The sequence below is a fragment of the Paenibacillus sp. FSL P4-0338 genome (genome assembly GCF_038002365.1).
Classification (GTDB): domain Bacteria; phylum Bacillota; class Bacilli; order Paenibacillales; family Paenibacillaceae; genus Paenibacillus_AQ.
This window is the reverse complement of record NZ_JBBOCG010000001.1, coordinates 2,395,192-2,415,418: the sequence shown is the minus strand read 5'-3', so window position 1 is coordinate 2,415,418 and position 20,227 is coordinate 2,395,192. Positions and strand designations below refer to the sequence as shown.

Sequence of the window (20,227 nt, the reverse complement as noted above, 5' to 3'; positions counted from 1 at the left end):
CATAATGACTTTTGCGACTATAATGTTGTAAGTTTTACAACTTTGATATCTCAGCAGCGGCACCGTTGGGAGAATTGTTGCACAGATTGCAGGAATTGTCCGGAATAGCTGCCTTATGCGAAGGAATTGCTGCATTTTATGCAATATTCTCGGGTTAGCGGGTGTTCGATCCGGGGAATGTTGCAATTAGTGCAGGATTGCAGGATATGTAATTACGGACAGTTAAAGGGGGTGAGCGAGATACTGGAACTATCCATGGAACATGCGGATGAGCTGGTGAAGGTGACACATGCATTGTCTACGGAGCTTAGGTTAAGAATGCTTGCGCTGCTCAACACCCGGAGAATGAATGTGGCGGAGCTGGCGGAGGCGCTTGAGATCCCGGTATCGACAGCGGCCTCCAATGTGAAGGTGCTGGAGCAGGCCGGGCTAATCGTGACTGAGCTGCTGCCTGCTTCACGCGGTGCGATGAAGGTCTGCAGCCGGATCTATGATGATATCAAGATCATCATCAATGCCCCGCAGCGCCGCCTGCAAGCCGATCAAGGCGAATATTGCTATGAGATATCCATGCCGATCGGCAATTTCACAGCCTGTGAAGTGGCACCTACCTGCGGGATGGTCAGTGAGAACGGACCGATTATTACGGAGGATTCACCGGCGGGATTTTTTCATCCGGACAGAGTGCAAGCCCAATTACTCTGGCTGCGCAAAGGTTATCTCGAATACCGCTATCCGCTGGAGATTCCGCAAGGAGCGGTGCTTCACCGGATTCAGTTCTCCATGGAGATCTGCTCGGAGGCACCGAATTACGAGAATGAGTGGCCTTCGGATATCACACTGTGGATTAACCAGGTGGAGGTGGGGACCTGGACCTCGCCCGGTGACTTCGGCGGCAGACGCGGGAAGCTGAATCCCTCGTGGTGGATCGATACGGGTACCCAGTTCGGCGCACTCAAGACCTGGAGCGTAGACAACATCCGCAGCACGATCGACCATCAGGAGCTATCCGCTGTTAATCTGGAGCAACTGCAGCTCACAGGCCAGAACCACGTGGATCTGCGGCTGGGCGTGAAGGAGGATGCCAGGTACAAGGGCGGAATGAACTTGTTCGGCAAGAAGTTCGGCGACCATGAGCAGGACCTGGTGATGAAGATTTTTTATAGTGTGAAGGCCTAACGGGAACACGAATTGGGCTTATTGTGAAGAACCTGCTGCTTCCGGTGGGTTCTTTTTCGTTTTTGATTAGAAATTGGCGATGGCGCAGGCATTTTGTTCTGATAAGCATTGTGCATTGACATTTCGGCGGATTCTGCAATAATCGATACATAATTATTGTATTAAAACAAAATTATAGTTTATAAGGAGCGTGCGCATTTCCATGACAACCCGGCATTATATCAAGGATTATCCGCGGCCGCAGTTCTTACGTGACGCCTGGCAGAGTCTGAATGGGGAATGGGATTTCCGGTATGACGATGACAACACGGGGGAACAGGAGAGATGGCATGAGGAGCTGCACGGCGAGCTGAAGATTCAGGTTCCGTTCACGTACGAAACGGAGGCGAGCGGAATCGGCGAGACTGTGTTCCATCCGTATGTGTGGTATGAGCGGGAGGTACAACTACCTGACAGCTTGGGCAACAAGCGGGTGCTGCTGAATTTCCAGGCGGTGGATTATATCGCAAAGGTGTGGGTGAACGGCAGCTATGCCGGGGGCCACCAAGGCGGGTACGCGGCTTTTACACTGGATATTACCGATGATCTCAACACGGGAGCCGGAGCAGTGAACCGTCTGACGGTCAAGGCAGAGGATAGCCAGAGCTGTACACAACCACGGGGCAAGCAGCGCTGGGTGGATGAGAATTTCGAGTGCTTCTATGTGCAGACCACGGGAATCTGGCAAAGTGTGTGGCTGGAGTATGTATCCCCTTCGTATCTTAAGTCTGTCAAAATCACCCCGGATCTCGATAACCGCTCGGTACATTTTGAATACAATACCCATGGAGCGAGCCTTGATCTCCGGTTGGAGACGCGGATCAGCACCGGGGAGAAGACCTTCAAGCAGGTCTCGCTGCAGGCAGACCGGGCCTCACTACAGCTGGATGTCGAGCTGACGCATGAAGCGAACGGGCCATGGAAGCTCCAGTCCTGGTCGCCTGCCGCACCGGTGCTGTACGAGGTAGAGTTCGTTCTGTACCAGGCGGAGCAGGTAATAGACCGGATCTACTCTTACTTCGGACTCCGCAAAATCTCCATCGAACAGGGCAAGGTGCTGCTCAACAATACGCCAGTATATCAGAAGCTGATTCTGGACCAAGGCTATTGGCCGGACAGCCATCTGACCCCGCCTTCGGAGGAGGCGCTGATTGCTGACATTGACGCGATTCTCGCAATGGGCTACAACGGGGTCCGCAAGCATATGAAGATTGAGGATGCGCGATTCCTGTACTGGTGTGATGTGAAGGGGCTGCTGGTCTGGTCGGAGATGGCGGCCACCTATGAGTTCAATGATGAAGCAGTGGAGCAGTTCACGAAGGAGTGGACAGAGATTGTCCGGCAGCAATATAATCATCCCTCGGTGATCACCTGGGTGCCTTTTAATGAATCCTGGGGCATTCCGCAGGTCTACACGATCAAGCGTCAGCAGCAATTCACTGAGGGCATCTATCATCTGACCAAAGCGATGGACCCGGATCGTCCAGTGATCGTCAATGACGGCTGGGAGCATACCATCAGCGATATTATTACCCTCCATGACTATGAGGAGAGCGGTGCTGCGCTGCTTGCGCGTTATGCAGATTCGGACAGTGTGCTTGGCGGCAGTTCCTCGTTCAATAACTGGAAATACGCAATGGCCCAGGGATACGAATACCGGGGTCAGCCTGTCATAGTCAGTGAATTCGGGGGCATTGCCTTCGACACCGGCGAAGGGTGGGGCTATGGGGAGCAGGTGAGCAGCACTGGGGCGTTTATTGAACGATTCCGCAGCATCACACAGGCGATCAAGGATACCCCGTACATCTGCGGGTACTGCTACACTCAGATTACGGATGTCCAGCAGGAAGTGAACGGACTATTGACGGCGGACCGGACACCGAAGATTTCGCTCGAAGAGATTCGTAAGATCAACCGCTAGCAAGGTCTATCCGCAGAGCGGAGATTAAGTGACCAGCTCCGGGACCGGACAGAACCCGGGGTTCGCAGCGCACAGAGCTGTGGTGAAGTCCGGCCGGGTTAACCTCAGCACAGCGAAATAACTACGGATGACATGGTTCAGCTCAGGGCTGCCATTCTGAAAGGACAGGGATTTCAAAGTCTGTACATGGGTGTAATAGTATTTGGTCTTCTGCTTAGGCAGCTTGTAGACGGTTGGCGGAACATACGTTGTGATGTCAAAAAGATTGGCATAGCGGTAGCTGCTGCGCACATACCGGCTGAAGGCCTTGGAGAAATCCGGGTCCCCGACACGCGGAGACCCGTAGGTATACAGCCGCGGAGCGGTGAAGGCAGAATTGGCGGCAACATCCAGCGCACATAGGGTGGCCAGTGCCCCGCCAAGGCTATGGCCTGTTACATATAGCGTCTTCTCCGGGGTCAGAGTACCAAGCACAGAGAGAATGGCATCCCGAGCGGATGCATAGATATCGGTGAAGCCCCGATGGGTCATGCAGGGCTCTTGAATGTATTTGAATTTCTTTTGCGCGGCATTCATGTTCGAGAGCCAGTCATTGGTGGAGATGCTTCCGCGCCAGGCTATAATGATCTCCTGCGGAGATTCCAGAATGAAGCCGAACAGCTCCCAGACATTGCCCATCGATTTCGCCTGGAAGCTGTGCACGGCCGTGAAGCCATCCGGCACCACGAACGCACCCTCCACATTGGCAAATTGGGTATAGGTCTGTCCGCAGACAGCCGCCAGCACAATCGCCCATTCTTCTTCATTTCTACTGTTACGCATTCCGCATCCCGCCCTTCTTTTCTATCTGTGTATGATTAGAAGGCGGGATTGGTGCAGCCCTAACTCCACCTCAAGCATAAATAAGCCCGGTTCAGGAGATATCTCCCGAACCGGGCTTTGTCCATTTACTCGCTCAGTTCCGTCTCTTCCACCGGGCGGTCCGGCAATTGCGTCACATAACTGTCGGACATGCGCAGCAGCTCCAGCGCCCGGGTAAATTCATCCTCCGTCGATTGAAGCAGATCCATTCCGTCACCGGACAGGGTGTAATGCTGGCCGTCCTCGAACCCGCTGCCTGACAGAAACAGCTCTTCATTATTAACGAAGGACCCCGTAGGGAGATAATAGCGCTGCGGCAGCAGGTTGTATGCTGTCTGATTAAGCAAATCCTGTCCGAAGTGGATATGATAGTCCAGCGGGACCCCGAGCAGATTCGCAACGGTCGGCAGAATGTCTACCTGGCCGCCTAATTGCTCCTTCAGTGCCGGTGTCGTAACACCGGTGGCTGAGATGATCAGCGGAACATTAATCAGATCACGCTCAGTATAATCATGCTCCAGGATTTCCTGCAGCAGGACTTTATCCCCATCCTTCAGTGAGAAGATCGGAAGCCCCCGGTGATCGCCGTAGAGGACTACTACGCTGTTATCCCACACACCGCTGCTCTTCAGCTCGTCGATGAATTGGCCCAGAGCATAATCCGCATAGTTCTCGGCCCGGATGTAGTCGCCGACCAGCGTTCCCTCGTAACGCTCCGGCAAGGTCATCTTGTATTTGCTCTCCGGGATGGAGAACGGATTATGTGACGACATTGAGATGACATGGGCATAGAAGGGCTGTTCACGCTGATCCATCCGCGCAAGCTCCGCAGAGGTCTTCCTGTACAGGACTTCATCCGAGGAGCCGTAGAAGACCGCATCCTCTTCGCCGAAGTAGGCTTTGTCGTAATATTGATTGAAGCCCAGTGCCTTGTACAGCTCCCCGCGGTTCCAGAACTCTACATTATTGGTATGAAAAGTTGCGGTGTCGTAGCCCTGGGCCTCCAGCAGCTTCGGCAGACTGGGCAGAACCTTCGGAGCATACTTATCTGTGGCCGGACCGTCCGGCGGCACATAAAAGGAAGTGTTGACGATGAATTCGGCATCTGAAGTATTGCCCTGGCCTACCTGCTGAAAGAACCGGGGGAAGTAGTAGCTCTCGCCAGCCAGCTTATTCAGGTTAGGCGTAATTTCGGTTCCGTCCACCGACAGGTTGATCAGGAAGGTCTGCAGAGATTCCATTTGCAGGATGATCAGATTCTTGCCCTTGGCAGCCCCGAACAGGACCCGATCCGCCTTCTGCTGGATGCCCTTCGTCATGTCGATGCCGGCCTGGGAGATCTGTGCAGGGTCCATAGGCTCTTCTGCGGGTTCACGCAGCAGGGCGTAGGCTTCATAATTGAGAATGCCCATTTGCTCTGCCTTGACGTTCTCATTCATACTGGCTTTGTTGGGGAAAATATTCATCATGCACAGCATAAGCGAGATGCAGAACAGGACAGCCACCGCCTTGCGGTTGCTGGGGCGGGACATGGAATGCTTCCAGGCGAGTGCTTTTTTGCGTCTGAGCATGATCAGGCTGATGAAAATGATGTCTACGAAGATAAGCATATATTGCGGATGCACGACGGCGAATATACTTTTTTTGACGGCGCCTACCTGCTTGACCTGACCGAAGACTTGGGACGTAGCAATCATTCCAAAATGATTATGATAGACGATGAGAGAGAAGAACAGGACGGTAATGAGCAGATTGACGATCAGATAGATGGCGACCTTATGCTTGGTGGCGAACCATTCGATGAGGCAGAACAGCAGCAGCACGAACGGGATTTCCTTCAGCCAGGTGGTCCAGGTCGGACCGTCCTCGAACAGGTAATACCAGGCGAAATAACTCTTCACGAGCATAATCAGCGAGAAGAACAGAATCGACCTTTTTCGTAGAGAACGTGATTCCTTGTAAGGCATTGCGTATGCGCATCCTTTTCTATATAATCCATTAATTTTATTACAAGGCCGAGTTCAAAATCAATCGGATTTAAGGGCAGTTTGGTGAAAAATAAAGGTGAAAATTCGCCGCATATACGTTATTCTCTAAGAAGCATCCGGGAAGTTGAACCGTTGATAAACGAAGCAGGAGGAACAATGATGACAAAAGAATTCTCGCGCCAATATACAGACAGTGTGAGGCAGGAACTATTGAACAGACTAGGCCTGAAGCAGGTGTATTTCAAGGGACAGCAGGGCGAGGACCTGTTATATGAAGCAACGGGCTTTGACCGCGGTACCTCGCATAAGTTCTGTGTTAGAACGCGGAAGGGCACCATTGACGAATGGGTAGGCGGGAAGTGGATGAAGGTCCGCAGCTTCTCGATCGCCAGCAAACAGGAGGGCTTAGAATGAGCAGCAATTCTCACTTACAGATACAGCCTTTGACAGAGATCAAGCATCTGAAGATCCATGGCAGAACGACCGGAGCGCTGAGCCCTCTGACGTTATTCTGGACGGGCAGTGCGATAGAGGTGAACCTCCAGGCCTCTGAGCTGTGGCTTGAAGTAGAGTCCGGCTACGATCATCACGAGTCCTGGATCAGTATATTGATCAACTCCGTTCCCGTCAGCAGACAGATGGTGAATGCCGGAAGGCACTGGGTCTGCATATTCAGAGGAATGAATCCTGAGCGGGTGAAGAATATCCGGATTGTAAAAGAGGTTCAGGCGATGAGCGGCGACCCAGGCGCCTATCTCCAGTTCCATGCGTTCCGCACAGACGGCAGCTTCCTGCCTGTTGAAGCGAAGCCTTACCGGCTGGAGTTCATCGGTGACAGTATTACATCAGGTGAGGGCGTCATTGGTGCCACAAGTGAAGAGGACTGGATTCCCGCCTGGTTCAGCGGCGTTCATAACTACACAGCGATAACTGCCGAGGCCGTGCAGGCCGAATTCCGGGTGATCTCACAGAGCGGATGGGGCGTGCTCTCCAGTTGGGACAACAATCCTGGAGGCAATATCCCTGACATCTACGAGCAGGTCTGTGGTCTGCTGACAGGTCCCCGTAATGAGGCACTTGGGGCACATCAGGTGAATGATTTTGCTGCCTGGCAACCGGATGTGGTTGTAGTTAACCTGGGCACCAACGATGACGGCGCGTTCAACTCCCCGGAGTGGCTGGAGGAGGACACCGGGCGCATCTATAAGCAGCGGCTAAATGAAGATGGAAGCTATCATGAGGAGGATCTGGCCGCCTTCGAGGCCGCGGTTACGAGGTTCTTGGCGAAGCTGAGAAGCTATAACCCCGGGGCGCATCTTCTCTGGGTGTATGGGATGCTGGGCCTCTCCCTGATGCCGTCGATCTACCGTGCGGTGGATGAGTACATGAAGTCCACGGGCGACAAGAATGTGTCGGTGTTCCAGCTGCCGAATACGACCAGCGAGACAGCAGGAGCGCGGACCCATCCGGGGCTGCCTGCCCATCAGCAGACTGCAGGGGAGTTAAGCGGCTATATCCGGGGACTTTTGTCAGGGTCATGAGTTAGGAGGCAATCCATTGAATGCTTATGTGTTATTATCGTTAGCCATTGTGAGCGAGGTCTTCGGCAGCTCTATGCTGAAGGCATCGAACGGGTTCAAAAAGCTGCTTCCCTCCATTGCGGTGGTCGCCGGTATGGGCCTGGCGTTCTTCAATCTGTCGCTGGCGCTGAAGGAGATTCCTCTCGGGACAGCTTATGCCATCTGGTCTGGCGTAGGAACGGCGTTAACCGCACTGGTTGGCGTACTGGTCTATAAGGAACGGCTGAATGTGCGGAAAATAGCAGGCTTAATTCTCATCATTGGCGGTGTGGTTCTGCTGAAGCTGTCAACGGGGGTGTAGAGATGAGAGGTTACTTCGCGCTAAGCATCGCTATTATTTCGGAAATCTTCGGTACGACTATGCTTAAGCTCTCCGATGGATTCAGCAGTGTTCTGCCGTCGATCGGGGTAGTGCTTGGAATGGGGCTGGCTTTTTACTGCTTATCGATTAGTCTTCGCACCATACCTCTAAGCCTGGCTTATGCCATCTGGTCTGGCGTGGGAACGGCGCTGACGGCACTGATCGGCATCCTGATCTGGAATGATCCGTTCAATCTGCTCACCGGCATCAGTCTGCTGATCATCATCGGGGGGCTGGTGCTGCTGAATTCACCGGATAAGGCCGGCCGGGAGAGCACCCCTGAAGCGGGCGGGAAGGAGTTACCCGAATGAGGAAAATGTACCTGATAGCTGCCGCATGGCTCACCTTGCTGATACTGGCGGCATGCAGTAATGGGGCAGACAGCGGATCAGGCGGGAAGATTGCCGGTACCAGCCTCAGTGAGGGTCCGGCTGAGGAGGCTGCTCTTCCTGCACCTGCTGCCAGATCGGATCAGCCGCAGAGCAGCAGCCAGCCCTACCTGGGCAAAGTCTATAAGGTTGTAGTAGATCCGGGGCACGGCGGGGATGATCCCGGGGCAGTCTCTGTCAGCGGACGTATGGAGAAGGATTTCAATCTGGGCCTGTCAGAGAAAATCGCAGCCAATGTGGAGCAGGACCCGCAGCTTGAGATCCTGCTTACCCGGACCGGAGATGCTTTTATCTCCTCACAAGAGCTGTTCCGGCCCCAGTTCGCCAATAATTTGCCCGCAGACCTGTTCATCTCCATTCATGGCAATACCTATGAGGATGCATCGGCATCGGGTACAGAAACCTTTTATTATCATGAAGAATCCTTGGCTTGGGCCGAGACAATACATAAGCATGTCATTCAAGCTACCGGCCTTAAAGACCGCGGCGTGAAAAAAGGGAATTTCTTCGTCCTGCGCGATACGGTAATGCCGTCGGTGCTGCTGGAGCTGGGCTACCTGACGAATCCCGGCGACGAGGCGAAGATGTGGACCTCCGGGTTCCAGGAGAGCGTGGCCTCCGCTGTTGTAGATGGGATTAGGGAGTATCTGGGGCTGGAATGATGGATCACTATGATGTCATAATGCATAAGGAGAAGCCTATGAACCGGATTTTAATTCTCGGATCAGGAGGATCAGGCAAGTCTACCCTGGCCCGTCAGCTTGGTGCTCTTCTACATCGGAGAGCAGACTGGGGCGTGCGGATGTCATTATTTTTCTGGATTTACCCCGGATGTTATGTATGTACCGGATTGTGAAGCGTCGTGTCATGTACCGTAACCAGACCCGCCCGGATATGAACGAAGGCTGCCCGGAGAAGCTGGATTGGGCTAAGGAGTTGCTTCATCATTTCGCAGAATGCTGATCAGCGCCGCACATACAATCCCTTGCGGTCCAGCTGCAGCTCACTTGAGATCAGAAGCAGGATCAGTTCCTCGATTGCAGATAGAGTGGCTATTAAGCATACAGTCATTGTCCAGATCGCCTGATTCACATAGGGAAGCAGCAACGGTGTAAGGAATAGCAGCAATCCGGCCAGCTTGTTCCCGTAGGTATGAATGCTGCCGTAGGTGCTGAATTTGCGCAGCGCGGTCAGGATGGAGGCTCCCCGGATAACGGCAATCAGCACGATCCACAGGAGAAGGCCGAAGGTCAGACCAAGGAACGGATATAAGGTATAGAGTGCAGTGCCTGCCAGCGTCATATCGGCCACGGAATCGAGCTTGGCACCGAGGCTGCTAACTGTACCGGACATTCGGGCAATAGGGCCATCCAGCAGATCGGTAATTCCGCACAGGAGGTAGACTACAGTGAAGCCCGTGCCCAGCGGCGCCAGGTACAGCAGCAGAAGAGCCAGCCCGATCCGGCTGAGCGTGATGCAGTTGGGGACAAGCTTCATGGCAACCTCCCTTTTTAACCGCGTAATAGGGACTTCCTGTCTCGCTTATTCGTATATATTCTATGCTTCATTATGCCTCTAAATTAGCGGATTGTCTTGAATGATTATGGATTTGGGAATTATTCATGCGGCTATGAAAGTATCCGTTAATATGGTGCAGGAACTGTCGGATGCTGTCCCGGTACAGCTGTTAATCTGATGGTGAGGAAAGGGAGGTACACAATGAATCTGCTGGAAGATATGAATGCTGCACTCTTCTACATTGAAGAGCACCTGGACGACGAGATCGATGTAAAAGTGGCTGCGGGCTACGCGTTATGCTCGGAGTATCATTTTACACGGATGTTCTCCTTCCTGGCCGGTATCCCGCTCTCCGAATATATCCGCCGCAGACGTCTCACGCTGGCTGCCTTCAAGCTGCAGGGGAGCCAGCACCGGATAATTGATGTTGCCTTGGAGTATGGATATACTTCGCCGGATGCATTCACCAAAGCCTTTCAGCAGCTTCACGGCGTAACGCCTTCAGAAGCAAGAACGGCAGGGACACCCCTGAAGGCCTTTCCTCGAATGACTTTTCAGTTGACCATCAGAGGAGGCAGTGAAATGAATTACCGTATTGAGGAGAAAGAGGCTTTCCGGATCGTTGGACTCAAGAAACGGGTAGCCATCCAGTTCAGCGGGGTGAACCCGGAGATCGCTGCCATGTGGCAGAGTCTGAGCATGGAGATGATAGGCGAGCTGAAGGGGCTGTCGAATATCATTCCGGCGGGAATGATCAGCGCATCGGTGAATTTCTCGGAAGGACGGATGGAGGAACGCGGGGAGCTGGATCATTATATTGGTGTTGCCACCACTCTGGAAGCTCCGCCATCCTACGCCAAGCTTGAGGTTCCTGTGTCTACGTGGGCTGTATTTGAAGCAGTGGGGCCATTCCCGGACACACTTCAGAATATCTGGGGCCGGATCTATTCCGAGTGGTTCCCTTCTTCCAATTATGAGCAGGTCGAGGGGCCGGAGCTTCTGTGGAATGAAGGCAAGGATACCGGTTCGCCAACTTTTAAAAGTGAAATATGGATTCCGGTGCGGGAAGCAGGGCGCTCTTAACGGTGCAGGTATCCAGCAGGACCGGGCGCCGCTTGGGTAGAGGTGAAAAATTGGCGGTAGGCATGATATACTAGGCTGGCGGACACAGGTGACTGTGGCCCCGGCTTTTTTGCCAAGTAAGAATTTATATATGTTTTGGGGTCCCTGCAAAGTACCTGAGTCATCATCGAAGCTAAAGCCTCACTTTGTGGGGGTATTTTGCCAGGAGAAGGGCAGGTATACATAACAGGTAATTAACTGAGAGGAAGGATTAGAATGATTGAATTACAGTCTAGTGAGTATAGTAGAATCAAGCATCTTCTAGCGCATAGAGAAGGAGAATTCATCTTTGTATTTGTTCATGGGGTCATAGATCTTGATCAGCCAGGCAGAATATTTGTGAATAACTTAGATCAGCCGACTGCGGGGCTTGTCACAAGCCGAGGCGGAAAATATTATCTGTTCGGGCAGGAAGATGATGAGCAGTTCAATCGAAGCCTGCTTGATTTCTTAGCCAATCCGGCCAATCACGCGAATTTCTATGATTTGTACTTCTCCTCCAGTCAATGGCTAGCGCTGCTGAAAGAACCTTTGAAAGACAACACAGTGGAGCTCAGTAGAACTCATTATAAGATGAACAGTAACGCTAAAGCGCCTGCTGACATTCAGGAGGATTCTGGAGAATTTGTTTTAACTAGAATTGATGAGCAGTTGTTTGAACGCTACATTCAGGAGATGGATGATAGTTACCGGTTACTGTGGACTTCGGCTGAGACCTATCTGGACAGGGCCTTTGGTTATTGTTATTTGAATGAGAGCGGATTTGTAAGCGCTTGTAATACTTTTTATGTGGGTGGCGGCTATATTGAACCGGATATCATCACGCACAAGGAATACCGTAATCAAGGGTTGGCGTTCAGACTGTGTCAAGAATTCATAGCGCTTGGCCGTCAGCGGCAGCTAACAACATATTGGGATTGTGATACCGGCAATACTGGCTCCAATCATCTGGCCGCTAAGTTAGGTCTGGTGAAGGTAGGCGAAGTTCCTATTCTGTGGTGGCATGAGAGTAAGGAAGTCATTGCGAAATATTTAGCCACCTACAACTATACTACCTAAGGAACGAGGAGACAGACAATTCATGGGAGGAACGAATGTATGGGATGCGGAGTGGGAGGTTAGCGAAGAACAGGCGCGGACGCTGATCGGCAGACAATTCCCTCAGCTGTCTTCGAAGCAAGTGAAGCGACTAGGCTGGGGCTGGGACAATACGGTTTTTCTCATCGGTGACGAGTACGTGTTCCGGTTTCCAAGAAGGACGTTTGCAGTTGGCGCGATTCGTATGGAGGGGAAGCTGCTGCCGAAGCTGGAGGCCTATTTGACTATCCCCTATCCGAAACCGTTGTTTTATGGCGAAGCAAGTGACGAATACCCGGCACCATTTCTTGGCTATGCTCACGTGCCAGGCGATTTCCCCATCGGTTTGACGGAAGAAAGCCGGGCTTTATCGGCAGAGACGCTGGCGAAATTTTTGCGGAGATTGCATGAGTTCCCGGTGCAGGCGGCGCTGAAGTGCGGAGTTCAGCAAGATCATCGAAGCTTGACGGACATAGCATCGCGCAAAGTGAAATTGGAGGGCTTTCTATCGAAGGTGGTTGGACACTTGTCGCCGGAGGAGTCCGGTGTGATCGAAGCGTATATTAGCAGGCTGCAAAAGGACCGTGTCGAGGCGGTGAATGTACTGCTGCATGGCGATCTTCATTTCAAAAATATGCTTGTGAATGAGAACGGAATCGTCTCCGGCATCATTGATTGGGGAGATCTGAGCGTAGGCCATCCGGCTTGCGATTTGAGCGTTGCTTATAGCTTTTTACCACCTTACGCCCGCGGCGTGTTTTTCGAAACGTACGGAGGAGCGGACGAGGAAACGAAGCTGCTGGCGCGGCTGATCGCGGTATACATCCCCATGCTGATCCTAATGCAAGCGGTCGATGACGGAAATGAAGCGATTGCGGCAGAGGCGAAATCCAACATCATGCGGGCACTGTCGGATTAGGCTCATTATTTCGTTGCGGCTAGAATTTACCATAGCTCTTTGAAGATAGACATTGTGGAGGTGACCACCCTGAGGCCTATATATTACTTGCTGCTGGCCGTACTGCTCATAGCTGGCTGTAGCACGAATAAGGATGCACAACCCGCTCCGGAACAGCCGGAGGTATTGGGAGAGATGCCTGAGGACATGCCTGCTGATTTCGATTTTTTCGTCCGGTACGGGTATGGGGAGGTCACCAAGAATGAGATTAATACGTATCAGGATACCGTGGTAAAAGATCTGATTATGAACGGAACAGCCACAGCGGATATTACACTGACCGAAGATGAAATGCGTAGCATTTATGAGCGGATGAGAGGCATCGGCATCATGGGGAAGCTTGCGCTTGTGCCCCTCAAGCAGGGCTGTGCGGTGGTTCCTTACCAGGAAGATAGCTGGAGGATCACTGTCAACGGGTTCACACGGAATTGGTCCTGGTCCGGCGGGAAATGTGAGCTTACGGAAGATGCAGAGCAGCTGCTGGAGCTGCGGACCTTCATCGCGGAGATCGTAGCCGGTAAAGAAGAGTACCAGGCATTGCCCGAAGCTGAAGGCGGCTATGACTAAGGAGAACAGCATATAGAGTGTACGACTGCAAGCGTACTCCGCAAGTCCGATCCCAAGGGATCGGATTTTTGGTTTAATGGGATAGGGAAACAGCAACCGGATAGTGGAGGAGGGGGTTTAAATTCAGTTTAAATATGCCGGTTACTATCCTTATAGATTCAGCAATCAAGGAGGAATGAAGCATGAAGCAGACACAATCAGCAGGGCAGAGCAGCAGCTACGCCATTGAAGCGCAGGGATTGGTCAAAATCTACGGGAGCAACCGGGCCGTGGATGGGGTGGATCTCAAGGTAGGCACAGGAATGATCTATGGGGTGCTGGGTCCCAATGGTGCCGGGAAGACAACCGTAATTCGCATGCTGGCGACCCTACTGCGGCCTGACGCAGGTTCGGCGCGTATCTTCGGACATGATGTGGCAAAAGAACCGCAGATCGTGCGTCAGTTAATCGGAGTGACGGGTCAATATGCATCGGTGGATGAATCGCTTAGCGCAACGGAGAATCTGGTGATCTTCTCCAGGCTTCATGGCCTGGGGCGTGCGGAGTCGCGCAGCAAGGCCTCTGAGCTGCTGGAGGAATTCGGCTTGACGGAAGCAGCGAAGCGCCCGCTGAAGAATTTCTCCGGAGGGATGCGCCGGCGGCTGGATCTGGCGGCCAGTCTAATTGCGCAACCGCCGCTCATTTTCCTGGATGAGCCGACAACGGGACTTGATCCCCGGACGCGCAATCAGATGTGGGAGACGATCCGCAGGCTGGTGAATACGGGATCAACGGTCCTGCTGACGACCCAATATCTTGAAGAAGCGGATCAACTGGCGGACAGGATTGCCGTGATTGATACCGGTAAGGTGGTTGCAGAGGGAACCGTTGATGAACTCAAGAGCTCGGTTGGCAGCTCCTCGCTTCACCTGAAGGTGGTCCAACCGCAGCAGTTGCTGAAGGCGCAGCAGATTGTGGAGCAGGTGCTTCAGGTACGCTCTAACCTGTCCGCAGAAGCAGCCAAAATTATTGCACCGATGGGGAACGTGGACCGGGTAACCGATCTGCTGATCGCCCTTCGCGAGGCCAGCATACCGCTGCTTGAGATGAGTGTGCAGAAGCCGACGCTGGATGAAGTATTCTTGACCTTAACCGGTCATGGCGTCAAGGAAGATGCGGGGCTTGTCACGGATAGCGCACAGAAGAAGGGGGTACTAGCATGAGTACTTTAATCAAGCCGGGTGTAGACCGTAATTTAAAAAACCATACCAGCTTCGGCCAAGTGGTACGTAATTCCTTAACGATGGCCTACAGAGGACTGCTCAAGATCCGGCGTACACCGGAGCAATTGTTTGACGTCACGTTTCAGCCGATTATATTCACCTTGATGTTCACATATATCTTCGGCGGGGCGATTGCCGGTGATGTGGCAAGTTATCTGCCGGTAATCATTCCGGGAATCTTGGTGCAGACCGTAATTACGACCTCTGTCGTCACCGGTGTCCAGCTGCGGGAGGATATGGAGAAAGGGGTGTTCGACCGCTTCAAATCGCTGCCGATTGCCCGGATTGCACCTCTCGCAGGAGCACTGTTAGCAGATACTATACGCTACACGATTGCTACGGTACTCACCTTCGTAATGGGCTACATTATGGGCTTGCGGCCGGAAGGCGGCATCGGCGGGGTTGCCCTGGCGGCGGTTCTGGTCATCGGATGCTCCTGGGCCATCAGCTGGATCTTTGCCTTTTTCGGTGTAATCGCCCGCACGGCATCCAGTGTACAGGGGATTTCAATGATCGTGTTATTCCCGCTAACGTTCCTCTCGAATGCCTTCGTGCCGGTTGAAACGATGCCGAAATGGCTTCAGTGGTTCGTGAATAACAATCCGATCTCGCATCTGGTCACTGCTGTCCGTGAACTGGTCAACCATGGAACGGTAGGCAGTGATCTGGTCTACTCCCTGATCGGAGCCGCTGTGATTGTGGCGGTCTTCGCTCCAATTACCGTGCGTGCGTATATGCGCCGGACGTAAGCCTGGTTTAGTAAGACGTCAACGAATGCAGGGATGCATCGGTTGGCGTTTTTTTGTTGTATAGAAAATTATAGTTTCCTGCTGCTGTGGAAAAGGTGAGTGTAAATTTGTGGATAAGAGTTCTTTGAATGATTTGTAGAATAAATAAGATGCTGAATATAATTTAGTGAAAACCCTGTGCTTCAAATAGATAACGGCAGCATTTTTAAACACTGTGTGCCTTGCCCCATAGTTGCATCCCGGATAATCAAGTTCCCTTGTTCCATATACATTTTGTACACCTCCAAGACTCCAGATCAGCATAACTTCATCTTAACATGCCATGATTTCTACGAGAATGGAGAGCATTGTTTTATGGAAATTGTACAAGGGTTAAGAGCACTAGCAGCGATAGATTCAGCAACAGCCCCAGTATAGATAATTTGTTCCGCTTAACAATTCCAAGCACGCTGATGCAAATAGCGATCAGCAGAAGGAAGTATACCAGGTAGAGGGAAGTATCGGCGTAGAGCGTCAAGACCTTGTACCCTACGTCATTTACAAACTCATCATCATACAGATTCTTATATCTGCTGTTAGCATAAATGAATACACTGGTGATACAAACTGAGGAGAATAACACAGGAATAGCCGTTAGACCTCTTGTCTTTTTCTCATATCTGCCTGCTGTAATGGACCATACTCCATAGATGACAAATCCCGCAAGCAGGCAGATGAAGTACATCTGATAGAACATCAGCCCTTCCTCCCGGTCCCCGGTTCCGCCTCCATCCGGTCCTGAAGCATATAATAATAAGTTTGTAATGACCAGCATGAAATTCAGGAGTGCGTATTTAACAGTACTGATTCCTATTCCCTTAAGTTCTCTCATCTTACCTCCGCTAACTTGGGTTACTCTTCAGATGTCTCATTGTCGGTTTGTTTATTAATAGTGACTTCATTTCTATCGATTTCTACTTGATATTTAATCACTTTGCCTTGTTCAAATTTTTCACTAACCTCTTTACTTACAGAATAGTTCTTTTTCGGATTGAGCGTAATCTTGAAACTATGTTTTCCATTCTTGATCCTGAACTTTGCGACTTCTCCAAATTTGATATTACTATCAATTTGAGCATTAATGAGTGTGTCATTTTTTTCATCTACAGTCACAACTACACTTTTCAAAAATAATGGACTGTTGTTAGTAATTGTGAAATTATACGCCTCATTATCTGCTGCCGCGAGATTATTGGAAGGTTCGCCTTCGCACCCGGATAATAAGGTGACTGAAAGTATTAAGAGTATAGTTGGAATTCTGAACGGTTTAAAAGTCATAGGTATCTTCTCCAAATCTGTAATTTATAAATCTGCCGACATCTCTCTAACCAATATAATACAAAATATAGGATATAGTAAGTTTATGATCCAAAATATTACTTTCCAGAAAATCGAACTCTATGAAAAATTGCTTCCATACATGAATGAACAGCTGAGGACAGCCTATTTCAGTCTTTTGACCACAACGCCTCAGTTGTATCCTTATCTGGTTCAAGTAGAGCAGGTAGAGAGGTTGAACGGCTTCCGCAGCTTTGACTTTCAGATTACGCTGAGAGCCTTCCCTACGGTGGGACCGCATATCAGCGTGGGCGAGGATCTGTTTACCTATAGAATCTCATCATCACAAGTTAAGCTAGTAGAATACAAACACCTAAAGGGACCGGAGCGGCATCATTTTCCGCCAAATTACCTGGATATTTTAAGGTGAAATACAAATGAAGCAGGCTTTTTTCAGAAACCTTCTGGAGTTGTGGCGCGTTAGCCTTTATAATATGACGAGAATATAGAATAAAGGAAAAGGTGTAACTTCATGAGCATATTAAATGTAGAAAAGCTTAGTCACGGCTTCGGCGACCGGGCCATCTTCACGGATGTCTCTTTCCGTCTGCTGAAAGGTGAGCATATCGGTCTGATCGGCGCCAATGGTGAAGGGAAATCGACCTTCATGAACATCATTACCGGTAAGCTGCAGCCGGACGAAGGCAAGGTGGAATGGGCGAAGCGGATGCGCGCCGGTTATCTGGATCAGCATGCGGTGCTTCAGCAGGGGCAATCCATCCGGGATGTGCTGCGCGGGGCCTTCCAATATCTGTTCGATATGGAACAAGAGATGAACGACATGTACGGCAGGATGGGAGATGTGACCCCTGAGGAACTGGAGCAACTGCTGGAGGATGTCGGAACGATTCAGGACATGCTGACCAGCCAGGACTTCTATATGATCGATGCCAAAATCGATGAAACCGCACGCGGGCTCGGTCTGACCGATATCGGTCTGGACAAGGATGTCAACGACCTCAGCGGCGGTCAGCGGACCAAGGTGCTGCTGGCGAAGCTGCTGCTGGAGAAGCCGGATATTCTGTTGCTCGATGAGCCTACGAACTATCTGGATGAACAGCATATCAACTGGCTGAAGCGCTACCTGCTGGATTATGAGAATGCCTTCATCCTGATCTCGCATGACATTCCGTTCCTTAATAGTGTGATCAACCTGATCTACCATATGGAGAACCAGTCACTGTCGCGTTACGTGGGCGATTACGAGTATTTCCAGCAGGTGTACGAAGCGAAGAAGTCGCAGCTGGAATCCGCGTTCAAGCGCCAACAGCAGGAGATATCAGAACTAAAGGACTTCGTTGCCCGCAACAAGGCCAGCGTAGCTACCCGCAATATGGCGATGTCCCGGCAGAAGAAGCTGGATAAGATGGAAGTCATCGAGATTGCCAAGGAGAAGCCGAAGCCGCAGTTCAATTTCAAGCAGGGGCGGACCTCCGGCAAAATGGTTTTTGAGACCAAGGATCTGGTCATCGGATATGATTCCCCATTGTCGCGTCCGCTGGACCTCAGTATGGAGCGGGGGCAGAAGATTGCCCTCGTCGGTGCGAACGGTATTGGTAAAACCACGCTGTTGCGCAGCATTCTCGGACAGATTCAGCCTATCTCAGGCACAGCCCGTCTTGGCGATCTGCTGGAGATCGGGTATTTCGAACAGGAAATGAAGGAATCGAATTACAACACCTGTATCGAGGAGATCTGGAACGAATTCCCGTCCTACTCCCAATTCGAGATTCGTGCAGCGCTGGCGAAGTGTGGTCTGACCACCAAGCATATTGAGAGTAAAATTGCTGTCCTGAGCGGCGGCGAGAAGGCCAAGGTACGTCTGTGCAAGCTGATTAACCGGGAGAGCAATTTGCTGGTACTCGATGAGCCTACCAACCATCTCGATGTCGATGCGAAGGAAGAGTTGCAGCGTGCGCTCAAAGCCTATAAAGGCAGCATTCTGCTGATCTCCCATGAGCCTGAATTCTACCGGGATATCGTGACCGATACCTGGAACTGCGAATCATGGACGACTAAAGTCTTCTAGAGAACCGAACCGGCAATAACGCCGGTGTTGAGCTTGACCCGTAGGAGGGGCACTTTGCAAAAAGTGACTCTTACGGGTCATTCGTATTACAGTGGAGTAAGAATGCAGGGGGATCCTATGAACGCAGTGAATGAGGAGACAGTCGTGAAGCCATCCAAACGCAGTCTGGTCAATATTATTATTGACGGCATTTCTGGTATTTTTCTTCCCATAGTTAATATATTGAGCGCGGCAGGAATCATGAAGGGGCTGCTCGCGGGTGCGGTTGCACTGGAGCTCGTCAGCAAGACGGAAGGGACCTACACGGTGCTGAATGCCATGGCGGACAGCCTGTTCCATTACCTTCCGCTGCTGCTGGCGTTTACGGCAGCCCGTAAATTCGGGGCCAATCCTTTTACGGCGGTCGTGATAGGCGGGGTTATGCTGTATCCCAGTCTGACTACATTATTCGCGAACAACGAAATCATTGAGTTTATGGGCATGAGCATTAGGCCGGTGAATTATCCTGCAAGCGCTATTCCCATCATTCTGGCGGTAGGCCTGCTGGTCTATGTCGAGCGATTCTGTGTCAAAATATTGCCGGAGGTCATCAGCGGCTTCTTCACTCCGCTGATCTCTGTGGTTGTGGTCTCGTCGGTGACGCTGCTGGTATTCGGACCGATGGGGGCGCTGGCCGGGGATGCCCTGGCAGACGGGTACCGTACAGTGTACAATTTCAGTTCAGTCGGCGCTGGAATGGTGCTGGGGGCGGTCATTCAGCCGATGGTGATCTTCGGACTGCACTGGAGTCTGGTGCCGCTGGCGATCAACAATATCAGCACAGGCGGATCAGACACGATCCTCGCGCTGATGGGTCCTGCTGCCTTCGCCCAGGCGGGAGCCGCGCTGGCGGTGTTTATCAAAGCCAAAGACAAGCAGTTCCGTACCCTAAGCCTGTCGGCATCCATATCGGCCTTGTTCGGTGTAACGGAGCCTGCCATGTTCGGGGTCAATCTGCCGCTGCGTAAGCCGATGATTATTGTCTGCTGCGCAGGCTCGATTGGCGGCGGGATGGTCGGGATGTTCGGCTCGTCTGCGATTTCATTCGCTTTTCCGGGGCTGGCGACGCTGCCTGCTTATCTGGGGGACGGATTCGGCGGCTTCCTGATCGCATGTACCACCGGATTCCTGATTGCCCTGATAGCCACGCTGTGTGTGAAGCTTGGACCCGAGCCGGCCATCGAACCCCTTGCCAAATCCTAGCTAAGGAG

General features: G+C 51.8%; 21 protein-coding genes and 1 pseudogene. 17 read left to right on the top strand and 5 right to left on the bottom strand.

The genetic code is table 11. The features are described 5' to 3' along the window. Positions 1 to 231: 231 nt before the first annotated feature. Both MKZ07_RS10705 and MKZ07_RS10700 read left to right on the top strand, forming a co-directional pair. On the top strand, positions 232 to 1,179 hold the full coding sequence (locus MKZ07_RS10705) for an ArsR/SmtB family transcription factor (RefSeq protein WP_327196399.1): 948 nt from the start codon (positions 232 to 234) through the stop codon (positions 1,177 to 1,179). 202 nt (positions 1,180 to 1,381) lie between these two features. Next, entirely contained in the window at positions 1,382 to 3,139 is a 1,758-nt protein-coding gene (locus MKZ07_RS10700) for a glycoside hydrolase family 2 protein (RefSeq protein WP_341025764.1), read from the top strand. 24 nt (positions 3,140 to 3,163) lie between these two features. Here the strand turns inward: MKZ07_RS10700 and MKZ07_RS10695 are convergent, their stop codons facing one another. After that, complete coding sequence (locus tag MKZ07_RS10695; protein WP_036700885.1) at positions 3,164 to 3,961, bottom strand: lipase family protein; 798 nt, start codon at positions 3,959 to 3,961, stop codon at positions 3,164 to 3,166. A 125-nt stretch (positions 3,962 to 4,086) separates the two neighbouring features. Further along, entirely contained in the window at positions 4,087 to 5,967 is a 1,881-nt protein-coding gene (locus MKZ07_RS10690; protein ID WP_341025763.1) for an LTA synthase family protein, read from the bottom strand. 177 nt (positions 5,968 to 6,144) lie between these two features. Here MKZ07_RS10690 and MKZ07_RS10685 point away from each other — a divergent pair, with 177 nt between their 5' ends. The 6 genes and pseudogenes from MKZ07_RS10685 to MKZ07_RS10660 form a co-directional block, all read left to right on the top strand. Further along, on the top strand, positions 6,145 to 6,402 hold the full coding sequence (locus MKZ07_RS10685; RefSeq protein ID WP_341025761.1) for a hypothetical protein: 258 nt from the start codon (positions 6,145 to 6,147) through the stop codon (positions 6,400 to 6,402). Then, positions 6,399 to 7,529 (top strand): SGNH/GDSL hydrolase family protein, encoded by a 1,131-nt coding sequence (locus MKZ07_RS10680; protein WP_036700893.1) that lies wholly within the window; start codon positions 6,399 to 6,401, stop codon positions 7,527 to 7,529. The genes MKZ07_RS10685 and MKZ07_RS10680 overlap by 4 nt, the downstream gene beginning before the upstream one ends. A 16-nt stretch (positions 7,530 to 7,545) precedes the next feature. Then, entirely contained in the window at positions 7,546 to 7,869 is a 324-nt protein-coding gene (locus tag MKZ07_RS10675) for a DMT family transporter (RefSeq protein WP_036733186.1), read from the top strand. A gap of 2 nt (positions 7,870 to 7,871) precedes the next feature. Then, complete coding sequence (locus MKZ07_RS10670; RefSeq protein ID WP_036700896.1) at positions 7,872 to 8,240, top strand: DMT family transporter; 369 nt, start codon at positions 7,872 to 7,874, stop codon at positions 8,238 to 8,240. Further along, the gene (locus tag MKZ07_RS10665) at positions 8,237 to 8,980 is read left to right on the top strand and encodes an N-acetylmuramoyl-L-alanine amidase family protein (protein WP_036700898.1); all 744 of its coding nucleotides are present in this window, start codon (positions 8,237 to 8,239) and stop codon (positions 8,978 to 8,980) included. The genes MKZ07_RS10670 and MKZ07_RS10665 overlap by 4 nt, the downstream gene beginning before the upstream one ends. 38 nt (positions 8,981 to 9,018) lie before the next feature. Further along, a pseudogene (locus MKZ07_RS10660) lies at positions 9,019 to 9,242 on the top strand (AAA family ATPase); the annotation flags it as partial. A 39-nt stretch (positions 9,243 to 9,281) separates the two neighbouring features. Here MKZ07_RS10660 and MKZ07_RS10655 read toward each other — a convergent pair. Beyond that, a complete protein-coding gene (locus MKZ07_RS10655) occupies positions 9,282 to 9,815 on the bottom strand; it encodes a CDP-alcohol phosphatidyltransferase family protein (RefSeq protein WP_341025758.1) in 534 nt (177 codons plus the stop codon). 222 nt (positions 9,816 to 10,037) lie between these two features. Between MKZ07_RS10655 and MKZ07_RS10650 the strand changes: the two genes are divergently transcribed. From MKZ07_RS10650 to MKZ07_RS10625, 6 genes are all read left to right on the top strand, one after another. After that, complete coding sequence (locus tag MKZ07_RS10650) at positions 10,038 to 10,919, top strand: AraC family transcriptional regulator (RefSeq protein ID WP_341025756.1); 882 nt, start codon at positions 10,038 to 10,040, stop codon at positions 10,917 to 10,919. Positions 10,920 to 11,174: 255 nt separating this feature from the next. Continuing rightward, a complete protein-coding gene (locus MKZ07_RS10645; protein WP_036700902.1) occupies positions 11,175 to 12,017 on the top strand; it encodes a GNAT family N-acetyltransferase in 843 nt (280 codons plus the stop codon). A 22-nt stretch (positions 12,018 to 12,039) separates the two neighbouring features. Beyond that, positions 12,040 to 12,954, top strand: a complete 915-nt coding sequence (locus tag MKZ07_RS10640) for a phosphotransferase (RefSeq protein ID WP_036700905.1) — start codon at positions 12,040 to 12,042, stop codon at positions 12,952 to 12,954. Between the two features lie 174 nt (positions 12,955 to 13,128). Further along, entirely contained in the window at positions 13,129 to 13,560 is a 432-nt protein-coding gene (locus MKZ07_RS10635) for a hypothetical protein (RefSeq protein WP_156949740.1), read from the top strand. A 182-nt stretch (positions 13,561 to 13,742) separates the two neighbouring features. Beyond that, on the top strand, positions 13,743 to 14,762 hold the full coding sequence (locus MKZ07_RS10630) for a daunorubicin resistance protein DrrA family ABC transporter ATP-binding protein (protein WP_036700908.1): 1,020 nt from the start codon (positions 13,743 to 13,745) through the stop codon (positions 14,760 to 14,762). Further along, the gene (locus tag MKZ07_RS10625) at positions 14,759 to 15,571 is read left to right on the top strand and encodes an ABC transporter permease (protein WP_036700910.1); all 813 of its coding nucleotides are present in this window, start codon (positions 14,759 to 14,761) and stop codon (positions 15,569 to 15,571) included. The genes MKZ07_RS10630 and MKZ07_RS10625 overlap by 4 nt, the downstream gene beginning before the upstream one ends. Before the next feature lie 352 nt (positions 15,572 to 15,923). Here MKZ07_RS10625 and MKZ07_RS10620 read toward each other — a convergent pair whose 3' ends face one another. Both MKZ07_RS10620 and MKZ07_RS10615 read right to left on the bottom strand, forming a co-directional pair. After that, on the bottom strand, positions 15,924 to 16,442 hold the full coding sequence (locus tag MKZ07_RS10620; protein ID WP_341025751.1) for a hypothetical protein: 519 nt from the start codon (positions 16,440 to 16,442) through the stop codon (positions 15,924 to 15,926). Positions 16,443 to 16,462: 20 nt separating this feature from the next. Continuing rightward, positions 16,463 to 16,888, bottom strand: coding sequence for a hypothetical protein (locus tag MKZ07_RS10615; protein WP_341025749.1), 426 nt, complete (start codon positions 16,886 to 16,888; stop codon positions 16,463 to 16,465). 85 nt (positions 16,889 to 16,973) lie between these two features. Between MKZ07_RS10615 and MKZ07_RS10610 the strand changes: the two genes are divergently transcribed. The 3 genes from MKZ07_RS10610 (at position 16,974) to MKZ07_RS10600 (ending at position 20,219) form a co-directional block, all read left to right on the top strand. Beyond that, positions 16,974 to 17,318, top strand: coding sequence for a DUF3888 domain-containing protein (locus MKZ07_RS10610; protein ID WP_076156893.1), 345 nt, complete (start codon positions 16,974 to 16,976; stop codon positions 17,316 to 17,318). A 102-nt stretch (positions 17,319 to 17,420) separates the two neighbouring features. After that, positions 17,421 to 18,977 (top strand): ABC-F family ATP-binding cassette domain-containing protein, encoded by a 1,557-nt coding sequence (locus MKZ07_RS10605; RefSeq protein ID WP_036700916.1) that lies wholly within the window; start codon positions 17,421 to 17,423, stop codon positions 18,975 to 18,977. Between the two features lie 117 nt (positions 18,978 to 19,094). Continuing rightward, positions 19,095 to 20,219 carry a PTS transporter subunit EIIC gene (locus MKZ07_RS10600; RefSeq protein WP_036700918.1) on the top strand — a complete coding sequence of 375 codons (1,125 nt, stop codon included), beginning with the start codon at positions 19,095 to 19,097 and terminating at the stop codon, positions 20,217 to 20,219. Positions 20,220 to 20,227: the final 8 nt, after the last annotated feature.